At 45.8% G+C, this 12,799-nt stretch carries 12 protein-coding genes; 4 read left to right on the top strand and 8 right to left on the bottom strand.

What is annotated here, in order from left to right; all coding sequences use genetic code 11:
* Window positions 1–93 precede the first annotated feature (93 nt).
* A complete protein-coding gene (locus tag ACWQXP_RS16155; RefSeq protein ID WP_454063900.1) occupies window positions 94–1,287 on the bottom strand; it encodes a geranylgeranyl reductase family protein in 1,194 nt (397 codons plus the stop codon).
* Between the two features lie 376 nt (window positions 1,288–1,663).
* Between ACWQXP_RS16155 and ACWQXP_RS16150 the strand changes: the two genes are divergently transcribed.
* Together ACWQXP_RS16150 and ACWQXP_RS16145 are read left to right on the top strand one after the other, a co-directional pair.
* Complete coding sequence (locus tag ACWQXP_RS16150; protein ID WP_454063899.1) at window positions 1,664–2,593, top strand: carboxypeptidase-like regulatory domain-containing protein; 930 nt, start codon at window positions 1,664–1,666, stop codon at window positions 2,591–2,593.
* Window positions 2,594–3,079: 486 nt separating this feature from the next.
* The gene (locus ACWQXP_RS16145; RefSeq protein WP_454063898.1) at window positions 3,080–4,507 is read left to right on the top strand and encodes an SEC-C metal-binding domain-containing protein; all 1,428 of its coding nucleotides are present in this window, start codon (window positions 3,080–3,082) and stop codon (window positions 4,505–4,507) included.
* A 400-nt stretch (window positions 4,508–4,907) separates the two neighbouring features.
* Here the strand turns inward: ACWQXP_RS16145 and ACWQXP_RS16140 are convergent, their stop codons facing one another.
* From ACWQXP_RS16140 to ACWQXP_RS16130, 3 genes are all read right to left on the bottom strand, one after another.
* On the bottom strand, window positions 4,908–6,161 hold the full coding sequence (locus tag ACWQXP_RS16140; RefSeq protein ID WP_454063897.1) for an ATP-binding protein: 1,254 nt from the start codon (window positions 6,159–6,161) through the stop codon (window positions 4,908–4,910).
* 167 nt (window positions 6,162–6,328) lie between these two features.
* A complete protein-coding gene (locus ACWQXP_RS16135; protein ID WP_454063896.1) occupies window positions 6,329–7,126 on the bottom strand; it encodes a metallophosphoesterase family protein in 798 nt (265 codons plus the stop codon).
* Between the two features lie 32 nt (window positions 7,127–7,158).
* Window positions 7,159–7,830 (bottom strand): outer membrane protein, encoded by a 672-nt coding sequence (locus tag ACWQXP_RS16130; RefSeq protein ID WP_454063895.1) that lies wholly within the window; start codon window positions 7,828–7,830, stop codon window positions 7,159–7,161.
* 312 nt (window positions 7,831–8,142) lie between these two features.
* On the opposite strand from ACWQXP_RS16130, the gene msrA reads away from it, so the two are divergent.
* Window positions 8,143–8,709, top strand: a complete 567-nt coding sequence (msrA, locus tag ACWQXP_RS16125) for a peptide-methionine (S)-S-oxide reductase MsrA (RefSeq protein WP_454063894.1) — start codon at window positions 8,143–8,145, stop codon at window positions 8,707–8,709.
* Here msrA and ACWQXP_RS16120 read toward each other — a convergent pair.
* From ACWQXP_RS16120 to ACWQXP_RS16105, 4 genes are all read right to left on the bottom strand, one after another.
* Window positions 8,706–9,095: a DUF5615 family PIN-like protein gene (locus ACWQXP_RS16120; RefSeq protein ID WP_454063893.1), complete on the bottom strand. Its 390-nt coding sequence runs from the start codon at window positions 9,093–9,095 to the stop codon at window positions 8,706–8,708. The genes msrA and ACWQXP_RS16120 overlap by 4 nt on opposite strands.
* Window positions 9,088–9,312 carry a DUF433 domain-containing protein gene (locus ACWQXP_RS16115; protein WP_454063892.1) on the bottom strand — a complete coding sequence of 75 codons (225 nt, stop codon included), beginning with the start codon at window positions 9,310–9,312 and terminating at the stop codon, window positions 9,088–9,090. The genes ACWQXP_RS16120 and ACWQXP_RS16115 overlap by 8 nt, the downstream gene beginning before the upstream one ends.
* A gap of 157 nt (window positions 9,313–9,469) precedes the next feature.
* On the bottom strand, window positions 9,470–9,907 hold the full coding sequence (locus ACWQXP_RS16110) for a hypothetical protein (RefSeq protein ID WP_454063891.1): 438 nt from the start codon (window positions 9,905–9,907) through the stop codon (window positions 9,470–9,472).
* 10 nt (window positions 9,908–9,917) lie between these two features.
* Window positions 9,918–11,525 (bottom strand): glutamate synthase-related protein, encoded by a 1,608-nt coding sequence (locus tag ACWQXP_RS16105; protein WP_454063890.1) that lies wholly within the window; start codon window positions 11,523–11,525, stop codon window positions 9,918–9,920.
* Window positions 11,526–11,950: 425 nt separating this feature from the next.
* Here ACWQXP_RS16105 and ACWQXP_RS16100 point away from each other — a divergent pair, with 425 nt between their 5' ends.
* Window positions 11,951–12,793, top strand: coding sequence for a hypothetical protein (locus ACWQXP_RS16100; RefSeq protein ID WP_454063889.1), 843 nt, complete (start codon window positions 11,951–11,953; stop codon window positions 12,791–12,793).
* Window positions 12,794–12,799 lie beyond the last annotated feature (6 nt).

The following is a 12,799-nucleotide window of genomic DNA, read 5'->3' as shown; positions in this document are numbered from 1 at the left end:
GCGTGGCTCGTATCTCGCAGGATGAGTTCTTCGGTTTTTTACGAGCGACGAACGACGGTTCACGAGATACGTTTTTTCTCTAAGAGATACGAATCACGAACGACGGACAAAGGGTCGACGTAGGCCACTCATGATTCGAGCCCAAAGTGTTTGGTAGGTTTCTTGTCCTTGAAGCATGGCGCAATACCGTTGCAACACTCCTTGGTAGGGACCGGGAAACGTTTTCCCAACCCAACGATGCCACGAACGTGGCACGCCATACACCAGACGACCCAATCTCGAGGCAATTTGAAATTCTCTGCCAAATTCATTGATGACGGCACGTTCATATTCATCAAAGTCTGGTGACGAATTCTTTAAGGCATGAACGATGCTGGCCCCGGCTAATTGCCCAGAGCGTACAGCATAGTAGATCCCTTCGCCCAAAAGCGGGTCAACGAGATGTCCGGCATCGCCAACCAACAGTGCTCGACCGTGGACTAGCCCGTTGTTCCACCGTTCGTTCGTGACACCGGGTGATCGATTAAACACGGGAATAGGGTGTCCGAGGGGCAATGGAATCTGAAGGCCGGCCAACGTCGGTTCTTCACGAGAAAACTGCTGAAAGCTTCGCTTCGGTCGATTCATTCCTCGCACAAACTCCCCAACACCAATTGAAAGGCCCTGCTGTTTGGGGAAAATCCAGCCATACCCTTTCTTCGCGGCATTCAGGCTAATCAATGCCGTGTTGGCATACCCATGGTGACGGGATGAGTCTGAAAACACTTCGCTTTCGAGTGCTGGAATTTTTTGTAAGCGCCGCTCAGAAAAGAGTTGCTGAGCAACAGTACTCAATGCGCCGTCAGCCCCGATAACGACTCGGCCATGATATCGACTTCGAGCGGTCCTGACTTCGATTCCATCAGGGAGCTTCGTGAACGTCCTCGCAGGTTCATCCTCATGGACATCAGTCCCAGCTTGTTGTGCCTTTTCGACAAGCCATTGATCAAAGCGAGAACGCATCACCATATAGGCCATCGGCTTTGGTGATTCAACACAATACGACTCTTCTGGACCATACGAGAAAATCATACGGTAGACAGTATCCTCGATGACATCCTTAAAGTCTGACGGCAAAATCGTCTCAATTCGAGCGGAAAGTCCGCCGCCGCACACTTTATAACGAGGATGAGTCTGTTTTTCCAAACCCAAGACGGAGAGACCGGCCAGGCTTAATTCGTAGGCTGCCGAAGCTCCGGCTGGCCCCATGCCGACGATGATCACATCATATAAGGGAGATGCAGACATGGTCCTTACTGTACCCGATACTCCTAAAAAGAAACCATCGTGCACTGTCCAAAATCTTGGACAACTCTCACGCTGTGACCGGTTGAGCTCATGTAGGTCGGACTAGCAAAACATGGACGATATTTCGTAGGATTACGAATACGCCAACTATTTATATGGCTGATCATTTTCTTGTGAGACTCTGAACCAAATACGAGCATGTGGCGGCATTCGCGACATCGTTCATCGGCTAACGCGTCAAAGTAGCCAAATGTAACGAGCGGCTAAATTAGTGCTAGTGATTGGACCAACACTCGTACTGAATGTTATGTAATTGAGTGGGGTATTCGTAAGTTCATTCAAAAACATTGCTTCCTCTATTTAAAAGGACATCATCATGAAACGCCTCGCTGGACTTTTCACTTTTTTGTTCATCTTCAGCTCTCCATTCTCAGCTTGGTCCTACACAGAAGAACCCGTGACAAATGGCGGGGCCATCGCTGGGACCGTCATCCTTGATGGGAAAAAACCACCGGCCTTAGCTTTTAGTATTATCGCCAATCCAGATACAGCCTTCTGCGGGCGAATCTCCACCGGAACAGGTTGGCGGGTCGTGGATGAATTTCAACTTTCACCCGAGGGCGGCCTGAAAAACACCATTGTTTTTCTTGAGGGAATCACGAAAGGCAAACCGTTTCCTGAAAAAGCTAATAAACCTTCGAAAGTGACGGTGGAAGACTGCGTATTTCAACCTTGGGTGATGGCCGTGCGCGATCAACAGCCTCTTCATATTGTCAACATGGACCCGATCATCCATGATGTGGTGGCGTATGAAACAGCGCCATTCGGCAACAAAGTCATGCTCCACCGGCCGCTGAGGCTCAACCCGCACCATCCCAAGGATTTACTGAAGGACCATCAACACAACCCTGGCGAAGCCATGATCGATAACGTGAAATTCTCACAAGGTCGTCGAATTTTCTATTTAGAATGTGGGTTTCACCCCTATATGCAGTCGTGGGGAATGGCCATAGACAATCCGTACTATGCGATTACGGACGAACACGGAAACTTTACGTTACCAGACGTTCCAGAAGGCGTGTACAAACTCATTGCCTGGCATCCAGGCATGGGCGGTTTTCTGGAGATGAAGGTGGTTGTGCTTGAAGGGGATACACTCAAGACAAAAATGGTCTTTACAAACCCAAAAGATCGACGCATGGCCCACAGTACCATGAAACCGAATTATCGATTCGGCACCGCGGTTCTGGAAAAAGAAGGAAACACCGTCGACATCCAAGTGACGCATGAAGAACAGCATCACTGAGATATGCGTTCTAGATTTAATAGATAAAAAATTTCATGAAATGTAAAACGGCTACCCAAATGGGTGGCCGTTTTTTTTAAACGCAACTGTCTCACCCTTTCTCCTCTACACAAATAGTTCCTTGCATATTGAGTCCTTTCAAAAAGTCTAAACTTTCGACGACAGGTATTTTCAACTTGCAACTTTAGCGTATTAGCGTTATAGGAAAATACTGTCTACCCATTTCAAAATTCATCATACACACAACGCATGAAAGTCTTTCTCTCTCCCATTGCACGAAAGATAAAGTGTAAAAGAAAATTTCCTAGGCTCACAACTATCATGGCCTGAGGATATCAGGGTTAATATAGGCTTGAGGTTCTATGGGTTGTAAGTATCATCCGCTCCATTATATGAGGCAAAACTGATATGAGTAGTGCTAGAAAACCAGAACAAAAGAAACGGTGTATCCATCGTGTTTAGAAATCTAATCTTGAGAGCCATCCATTGAGTTTAACTTATAAACCTTCTCTTAACTCTGAATGTTTGTGCGGTTCAGGTAAAAAATTTAAAAGGTGCTGTCTCGACCATTACGCTAAGTCGCGTACTACTCAGAAAGCTTTTTCTGAATTTAATTCAGAACGATATGAGGAGGCATTGCAAATTTGTCGGGCTGATATAACTCAGTACACAATTTGGCATAAAAGGCATACAGAACCTTTAGCAAAGACAGGGAAAGAACCCGGCCCATTCTTTTGGGAAGTTGACGTTAAAGCTCTTTCAGAATTAGTGGGCCTCCTTTTCTTGTGTTATCAAAACACAGGTCGTGCCTCTGAATTTCCAGGCGTTTTGAACAGACTTTATGGAAACATTAAGGATTCCAGATGGCATGCAAAAATTGTTTACTTCCGTGCCCTTTCTGCCCTCGGAAGAAATTGGAATAGAGAATCAGGGCGACGAGAATTAAAAAAGATTGGTCGGATTGAAAATATAAATGATCTTGAAATTCTTAAGCTTTTCCTTGATCTATTCGGAGAGGAGCTTTCCTTTTCGGTGAAACAAAAAGTTATTAGTCGTGTGCTTGATCATTCAGAAAAATCGATAGATACACTGTACTATAGATTCTTACGTGGAGTTCAGTATCTTCTAATCAATGATCACGAAGGAGCAGAAAAAGAAATTGAAGAGGCGATAGATGATTTTCGAAAAGAACGAAAAGAATCATTAGAGATTTACGAAAAGCATTGTTTAGCAATGAGTTCAGCTTTACTTGCTTTACTTAAAAGTGACGAAGCTCTGTATAAAGAAGCACGAAGCCTGTGGGAGTCAATACTTGAAGTTTACATCGAGTTACCTAGCGCTGGGAAAGCGGATATTTATCGTTGGATTGGCGGTGCCTTTGAATATCAAAAAAAATGGGAAGAAGCATTAGAAAGTTATTTGCACGGGATAAAATTTTCTGATAATGGAATTTTGCGAATTTTTATATCAAGATGTCATTTAGAATTGGACAACATAGGTAAGGCACGAGAATATCTAGATTCGGTTTCTGTAGAAGATCTAATGGCCGCAGAACTTGCAGACTATGCTTTTGTTGATGCATTGTTGTCGATTGGGGAAAATAACAAGGAAAACATAGAAAGAAGTGAAAACCTCCTAATAAATATTAAACTAGAGGCACCGTATTTTCGTGATTATCGATACAAGCTTCTACTTTCTCTGGATGCCGCAAAAAATAGCAGTGAAACCGGTAAAATACTGAAGAAAAGTAAAGAAATTCTTGCGGGACTTTTTAGGTCAGTAAACCAATATGTGATTTTACAACCAAACATAATGGGAGTGGGGATCAATCTAAATAAAGTGCTGGAAAACATAAGCAGTGGTAGCAAGCAACATCAAGAACAAGGATCAACGAATCTGAGTGAAGATGAGTAACTTCATAATTTTACCCGTTTTGAAATGAAGAGGACGATTATGGACATAACATGTACTAAAAAACTAGACGATCTCCAACATCTCTTTCACATGTGGCGCTCCATAGTCTGCTGAACCTGTGAGCACTCGGAGATTGGATAGGATTTGCGCAACGCCCTCGTGGTGAGTATGCCCGCAGAAGACCGTGAGTTTGCTGTCAGGCCAACCCTGCGTTAGCTGATACAAAACATCCCCAACCGCTTTGCATGTAAAAAACGGAAGTCAGTCATCATTTCCGACCTGGCCTTCCTAGCAGCAGGATTCTTTAAATGACGTGAGATTGGTGAGGAAGAGACAACAAATTCAAGTCTGCTTTTGATTCAGACTCGTGTCAACCGCGCATCAAACCTCAATCATGAAGTTACATCCACATCGCATCAACCGGAACGGCCCATAACCGATCACCAAACGAGACCGTTTTCTGGCCTCTGTACAACACCACACCGCAAGTAAAATCATGTCCGGAGTGTCGGAGTAACTCGTTTAGACCGTGAAAGTCAGTCTCAGATACAGCGTCTCTGGCTTTAACCTCGATCCCTGCCAGTGCTCCATTGGGATACTCCAAAACAAAATCCACTTCTTTTCCGTCGCTTGTTCGGAAGTGATACAAGTCAGCCCGTTCCTCTGACGACGACAATTGTTTGAGCAATTCCGTGGCGACGAAGTTTTCTAAGACGTGTCCAAAAACATGCGGGTCGTGCGTGGCAACTTTGTCCAGGTTGATCTGTTGAAGATGGCAGAGCAGGGACGTATCGATAATGTAACCTTTCCCAGACTTCACGAGCCGTTTGCCGATGTTTCGGGACCAGGGTTTGACATCAAATGCCAGAAACATCATTTGTAAGAGCACTCGATAACTCTTCGCTGTGACCGCATTTTGACCGATAGAGCGAGCGATGTCCGCTTCATTCACTAATCCTCCAGCGCGACTAGCCAGTATCCGTAACAGATTCGGGAGTACCCCTAGCTTCGCAATGTCAGAAATTTGGCGGACGTCGCGTTGTAAGATGGTCGTGATATAACTTTCAAACCATTGTCTGCGACGGGCATCTTTTTGGTTTGTGATTTCTGGAAACGTTGCCTGTTTCACAATATCTACGAGTGGAATCTTTCTTTTTATCGTGCCAGATCGAAAGCCATTAAGGCTAAGGCGAGACAAGAAGCCACCGTTTCCGCCACTGATCTCCAATGCCGATAATGGATAAAGCGTCAGCACGCTCACACGGCCAACGAGAGCATCTGACAACGTAGGCAGCGCCAGAACATTGGCTGACCCAGTCAGAAGATAACGACCATTTGCACGGCCCTTGTCGGTGAATCTGGCCTCATCGGCTAGCCTTTTGAGAACGCGAAACAGGCTAGGAACCATCTGCACTTCATCAAGGATCAGGTGCCCTTCATAGGCACGTAAGAAACTCTCAGGGTTCGCTTCGGCTGCTCCGAGCATGGTGGCCTCATCAAACGTGACGTATTCGGCTGGCCATTGTTTAGTGGCCAGACTCTGGACAAGCGTACTCTTTCCAGCCTGCCTTGGTCCGTTCACGAAGACCACAGGAAAGCCTTGCAGGGCCTCAAGAACGGATTGACGTAATTGTCGCCTGATCATCACAGCCATTTGATCACAAGATTTTAAGTATATGTAAATATAAACTTTATAAATTATAAATTCAAGCTTTAGCTTTGCATACTCCTTGTTTAGGACTTTTAGGGATTGGTCAATCCCGTTTTTCAAGTCGAATTCCAAAAATTTCATATGATTTCGGAGATGCTAAGGATTAGAGACTAGTCGACTTCTAGGACATCTTGCACATGCGGGGCCCCATAGTCGGCCGAACCGGTAAAAACACGAAGATTGGGTAGGATTTTCGCAATACCTTCGTGGTGAGTATGTCCGCAGAAGACTGTGAGTTTGCTGCCTGGCCGGTTCTGCATTAATTGATACAAAGTATCCCCGACGGCTTTGCAGGTAAAAAACGGGAGCCAATCGTCATTCCCAACCTTGCCTTCATACCAGCAAGACTCTTTGAACGGAGGAACGTGCGTGAGGAAGATGACGTGTTCGTACGCGTCGAGTGCTTGAGCGAGGATCCCGTGAATCGAGACAGCAGCTTCGTCTCCCAATTCTCTGAGCTTGTCTATGAGTTGTCGGTATTCTAAGTCTTTAAGTTCGTCAATCAATCTAAAGTCGTTGAGTCGCACTGGCGTCTGTTCCCAATTTCCAAGACGGCCATCACCCCAGCCATCATGACCGACTAACGCCGTGTTCTTTGTCAGTCCAATAATCTTGTTGCCGCGAAGATAATTAAGATTATTGTGAGGCTCGCAGTAATCTAGTGTTTCACTTCGAACTGACGAAATCGAGCCATAATAATAATCATGATTACCGAGGACAAAGTAAATTGGCTTCTGAACAGACGACACCATTTCTTCTAAGTGAATTTTTAAGATGGGAGCCTCTGCAATATCCCCCGTGATAAATACGGCATCGGCATTACATGCCGAGATCGAATCAAAAAACGCTTCTCGCTTTTTCTGCTGAAGAAAATTCAGATGGATATCGGTCGCCCAAGCAATACGCATACAAATAAATTTATACTAAAAATGATGAATGGTTATTTAAAGTGATAGGTCAGCCCACCCACGACAAGATGGGTCCGATAATCAGCCTTAAAATTATTGGCATAAAATTCAAAAGTCCCCCGGTTGTACTTATACTCAGCAAACAAGGCAATCTGCTCGTTCACAAAAGCGCGCATTCCACCCATAAGATTGAGTGTCGGGGCAAACCCTGCATCGCTTTCTACGTTTCCACTCCTGAGGTAGGCCACATTTAACCCAATTCCTACGCCACCATATGGCTGAAGAATTTCTCCGGGATAACGAACCAGAGCATTAAAAGCGAAGGTGATAATATGTAAGTCAGTCTTGGGTATGATGAATTGACCACCAGAATTTCCAAGGATGGAAACGTTTCCCGTCACTGCCTGTTTCTTGATCTCTGGATTCGTGTAATACGCTTCGCCCTCCAAGCCTAGCCAGTTTAGGGATTCAGGAAAATATCCTCCGACCTTCAGACCTGCAGCAAGCGAATCCTTCAGGTTTAAATCACTTAACCTAGTTCCGGAAAAATTGTTTGTCCCTCTCACATCCGACAAATCTTTTGGAAAACTGGCACCAGCCTGTCCGCCAATATACATTTCGGCATGTATCTGGTTCGTACTCATTCCCAAGCAGAGAGCCATTCCAGTAACCACGACCATCATGGTGAATTTAGTGGTGTGCATGTCAGTCTCCTTGAGGCTAAAGATTTGTTCAATTATAGATTGATACCACAACATAGTCGATAAACATACTCGAGGAGACTCTGGAAAATTCAGTTCTGTACGATCAGATACAGCACATCGAATTAATTAGAAGTGAACGGTGCCAGGAAAATTGTAAAGGGGGCTTGCTGTTTTGACAAAAGAGGACTTTAGGATTCCCTGCTATTCAGGCAATTCAAAATATGAGATTGAGTTTTTACGTGAGTAGCGAGAGGACAGACGTCAGTGTTATATACTGAGGAAAGTAATCGCATACAAGGAAAGGGGAAACATATGAATGAGAAGAACGCCAACATGTCTTCGAAAAAAGAAATCACGACCTTAGGAGGTGGCTGCTTTTGGTGCTTGGAAGCCGCCTATGACCAACTCAAGGGAGTCGAATCGGTTGAGTCAGGATATATGGGCGGGCAGGTTCAAAACCCTACGTATGACGCCGTGTGCATGGGAAACACGGGCCATGTAGAAGTGGTACAGGTGACGTTCGATCCTTCTATCATCTCCTATCGCGAAATCCTTGAAATTTTCTTTGCGATTCATGATCCAACGACGCTCAACCGTCAGGGCAACGATTCGGGCACACAATACCGCTCAGCGATTTTTTATCACTCTCCAGAACAGAAAGACATGGCTGAAGAAGTGATCGCACGTTTTACGAAAGAAGAGATTTTCGATCAACCGATTGTGACAGAAGTTGTACCCGCCGTAACATTTTATATCGCCGAAGAGTATCATCAAGAATACTTTGTTCGAAATCCTTCTCAACCATACTGTGCGTACCTGATTAATCCAAAGGTTGCTAAGTTTCGCCAGCAATTTGCTGAAAAACTGAAGACGAGTTAGTCGTTCCGTTCAGTTCGAGACCTCATTCGAATATTTACTCGATCTATAATGACTAAGCTTTCACGAAGTTCACTATCTGGGACTTTTGTGAGGAGGCGTTTTAAGGCCTTTTGTGTTTCTTCGGCAGTGGTAGGCCATATTCGAAGCCGGATGATTCCAGGATGCGTTCCGACAGGAAAAGACCGCTGGTCAGCAAAGTCTTCGTCAAAAGTGACAATAATACATCCTTGACTTTGAGCCCAACGAAAAATTTCTTCATCACTTTTACCTGAAAGTCCTATGTCAGATGTGTGCGTAATGTTCCACGCAGGTCGTATGCTCTCTAACCAAATTTTTATAGAACGGGGGATATTCTGATCAAGTAGAACGGCGAGTGAGTCAGGCACGCGGGATAACTTTTTCCTCGTCAATAACCTGCTGAGCGTAATCGAGAGCGGCGGTCACATCTTCAAGCGTAAGTTCAGGGTATGATTCTGCCACCATTTCGATCGTATACCCTCCAGCCATCATACCGAGAATGTTCTTTACCATGATGCGTGTCCCACGAATACATGGTTTGCCGCTACAAACCTTAGGGTCAACTGTTATTCGATCTTGATACATAGCTTTTTCGATTTTTCTGTAAAGGATTGTAAGTTTATCATAACAACCTTCTCGTAGGTGGTCAAAGAAGCACAATTATGACCTTTAATCATTACGATCTTGAGTATGCAACCCATACCCTTGATCTATATTTTTGTATAGGGGAAGTATCCCATAGTCAACGATTTGAAAATATGTTCGCTAAAGTCTCTTTAAGACTTCCCCATGTATCGGCTTGAAGGGTAGCTTGATGTGAATGGACAACCAGTTCAGCTTTTGGAGGACAAAAGGGAAATTTCTTATCGGTAAGCCCAAGAGGTCGAGCGATGAGACTTCCATCAGTCCGTGAGGCGAGTCGCGCTGTGATAAGTAATTGATCGCGTGGTTCAAGCACACAAAAAGACTGATAACCCAGTGCATTATACTTCGTGGGTTCGACAAAGTTTACACGATAGCGTCCAGTGGAAAAGACCACATCGCCTTCCTTGATTGGTCCTTCGGGGCCAGTGGAATAGAGGAACATAGGGAGGATGAGAATTCCGAGGACTGTCAGCCCAATCGGCACAAGTGGGCTTCGGACTGCCTGACCTTCATCATTTTCAGAGTCCTCGCCCATTTCAATCTGATCAATTCACACCGCCATACGGCACCCCTGCCAGTTCAGCTATTGGCTTTTTAAACGTGGTCAGGTCATCGACACAGAACTGATTGAGATGCGTGTGACCGCAGGCTCGTGCAAGCAGGCTCATCAGTTCGGTGGACGTTTCAAAAAAACGGGCTAACCGTGTTGCCGATTCTTCAACTATCAGACGTGCACGCAAGTGATCTTTTTGGGTCGCGATCCCGACGGGACAATTGTTCGTGTGGCAGGCTCTCATACCGAGACACCCAATTGCTTGCATGGCCGAGTTGGCGATAGCAATGGCATCAGCACCCAACGCCAAGGCTTTGGCAAAGTCCGCCGGTTTTCGCAGACCACCGGTAATGACCAAGGTCACGTCCTGACGTCCGAGCCGATCTAAGTGACGACGTGCGCGAGCCAGTGCAGGAATCGTGGGAACAGAAATGTTATCACGGAAAATGACGGGCGCAGCCCCAGTCCCTCCTCCTCGGCCGTCGAGAATGATGTAGTCGACTCCCACCTCCAAAGCCGCATCAATATCTTTCTCAATGTGTTGAGCCGATAACTTATAACCAATCGGAATGCCGCCGGTTTCATCACGAACCTCATCAGCAAAATCTCGAATTTGCGAAATGTCGGTCCAATCAGGGAACCGTGGCGGTGAGACGGCCGGCTCTCCTTCTTTCAAACCACGCACAATCGCAATTTTCCCTTTGACCTTCGGCCCTGGCAGATGACCACCCGTTCCCGTCTTGGCTCCCTGCCCGCCTTTGAAGTGAAAGGCCTGACATTTTTTCACTTTCTCGATAGCATAGCCAAATCGTCCTGACGCCAATTCGTAAAAATAGCGTGAATTTTCGGCTTGTTCTTCCGAGAGCATGCCACCTTCTCCGGAGCAGATTCCTGTGCCAGCCATTTCGGCTCCGCGCGACAAAGCCGTTTTGGCTTCTTCAGATAATGCGCCAAAACTCATGTCTGACACAAAGAGGGGAATGTTGATCCGCAAGGGTTTCTTGGCATTAGGACCGATTACAACTTCCGTCGAAACGGGGACATCATCAAGTTGAGGCGGTGTCGCCAGTTGTGCGGTGATAAACTGAATATCATCCCACGAAGGAAGTTCCGTACGAGAGACTCCCATGGCGGCAACCAGACCATGATGACCAGTCTTTTCCAAACCATGAGCTGCATAACCTTGAATTAACCCTACATGAGGTTCTTCCTCGGCCGGATGGGTATCGGCATAGGTTCCGAGATAATCAGTTCGATGAAATGGTTGCGGGTTGCGACGTTCCCAAGTACTGATCTCCTCTTCATCAACCCAGACTTGCTCCTGTTCAATCCACGCATTGAATTTGTGCAGACGTTCTTCATTGCTATAGGCACTAATGCCTGTTTCGTATTGAAAGTCCCACCCATGCAGTCCACAAATGAGATCCTTCCCTTCAATACGTCCATCAGCTAAGAGGGCGCCACGATGCAAACAGCGGCCATACAGCACCGATACATCCTGATCGAAACGAATGATAACGAGATCAACATTGGCGACGAGCGCATAAGCTGGCTCACGATCCTTCAGGTTGGCCCATTGCGCAATTGACACTTTAGTCATCGGTTCTTCCCCTCTTTGAAATTCTCAATTTTGATTTTGCCGGCTTATTTTGACATGGAATGATACTGCAGCAAAAGACCTGATTTTTGTCACAAATACTGTCCTATTCGGATGATTGAGTCACTCGGTTTGTTGCTATTCTCGCTTAAGATTGATGATCGTGTACCCAAGCAGTATTATGACAAAACGATAATACGATTGAGCAATAAGAACATCTCTGTTCATGAACTGGCAGTAATAATGTTGATCGTGCTTGCGCTTTAGCGCTTTCAACCTTCGTAGCCACTTCGGCAAAGAAGGCTCGGCACGCAAGTTCGGACTCCTTGATATGTTGGCTGGCAATTGATGTAATCAATGATACAAAATCTCAGAACTTTCTTAACAAGTTCGCATAGCAAACGAGCAGTCATCTATTCGGAGGACGTATGAGTAATATGTGGAATACATTGGGAACAGTCCCTCCTTCTGAACTTATGGAGCCTCGTCTTGAAGCCCACCATGCGGTTCAATGGGTTGCGCGAGCCACACGGGCCTATTGCCAACCAGAATCTGACGACAGCCATACCAGTTTGTCTTGGGATTCTAGTGTGCAAGCGTTAATGGGCCAAGCCCTGACAACTGATCTCACATTAGGTCTGCGCCTTGCTGATCTCACGCTCTTAGTCCAATCAGATCGTGGCAATGAATCGTATAGTCTCATTGGCAAAACTGAGGGGGCAGTAGGTGAGTGGGTAGCCGACTTAGTCAGCCGCAACAATCTTGACCCTTTAAAGCTGAAAGAACCTGGCCCCTATACGTTATCAAGCCATCGCCTTGATTCAGGTGGGGTGTATGGCACTGCAGAGAAAAGTGGGGTAGAAGAGTTAGCTAAGTATTACCACAACGCCGCTCTTCTCTTGGATACCATTCATGCAAGTTATCCTGAGGCATCTCCGGTTCGGTGCTGGCCGCACTTCTTCGATATCGCAACAATCTTAACATTCGAGCAAAAAAGCACTTCTGACAAGGCAACGATTGGTGTAGGCTGTTCACCAGGTGATGCCACTTATTCTGAACCGTATTTTTATGTTTCCCTCTGGCCGTATCCACCCCAAGAGAGTCTTCCGCCTGTGATCGCACCAGCCTTTTGGCATCTTGAGGGTTTTACAGCCATAATCCTTCGATCTGGTGACCTTGTTTCAAAAAAGAATGTTGAGCCACAACAGATGTTGAGCAAGACTCTAATTGAGCAAGGCGTAAAGGAGAGCGTTGAGTTTCTTACTCAATAAAGGTTA

The organism is Candidatus Nitrospira salsa (assembly GCF_965152625.1).
The sequence above is the reverse complement of the archived record's forward strand: the minus strand, read 5'-3'. Positions and strand labels throughout refer to the sequence as shown.

Excerpts from the sequence above, each read along its gene's own strand:
- msrA (WP_454063894.1), top strand. The coding sequence starts at position 8,143 with ATGAATGAGAAGAACGCCAACATGTCTTCGAAAAAAGAAATCACGACC.
- ACWQXP_RS16110 (WP_454063891.1), bottom strand. The coding sequence starts at position 9,907 with ATGGGCGAGGACTCTGAAAATGATGAAGGTCAGGCAGTCCGAAGCCCA.
- ACWQXP_RS16115 (WP_454063892.1), bottom strand. The coding sequence starts at position 9,312 with ATGTATCAAGATCGAATAACAGTTGACCCTAAGGTTTGTAGCGGCAAA.
- ACWQXP_RS16105 (WP_454063890.1), bottom strand. The coding sequence starts at position 11,525 with ATGACTAAAGTGTCAATTGCGCAATGGGCCAACCTGAAGGATCGTGAG.
- ACWQXP_RS16135 (WP_454063896.1), bottom strand. The coding sequence starts at position 7,126 with ATGCGTATTGCTTGGGCGACCGATATCCATCTGAATTTTCTTCAGCAG.
- ACWQXP_RS16130 (WP_454063895.1), bottom strand. The coding sequence starts at position 7,830 with ATGCACACCACTAAATTCACCATGATGGTCGTGGTTACTGGAATGGCT.
- ACWQXP_RS16150 (WP_454063899.1), top strand. The coding sequence starts at position 1,664 with ATGAAACGCCTCGCTGGACTTTTCACTTTTTTGTTCATCTTCAGCTCT.
- ACWQXP_RS16100 (WP_454063889.1), top strand. The coding sequence starts at position 11,951 with ATGAGTAATATGTGGAATACATTGGGAACAGTCCCTCCTTCTGAACTT.
- ACWQXP_RS16140 (WP_454063897.1), bottom strand. The coding sequence starts at position 6,161 with ATGGCTGTGATGATCAGGCGACAATTACGTCAATCCGTTCTTGAGGCC.
- ACWQXP_RS16155 (WP_454063900.1), bottom strand. The coding sequence starts at position 1,287 with ATGTCTGCATCTCCCTTATATGATGTGATCATCGTCGGCATGGGGCCA.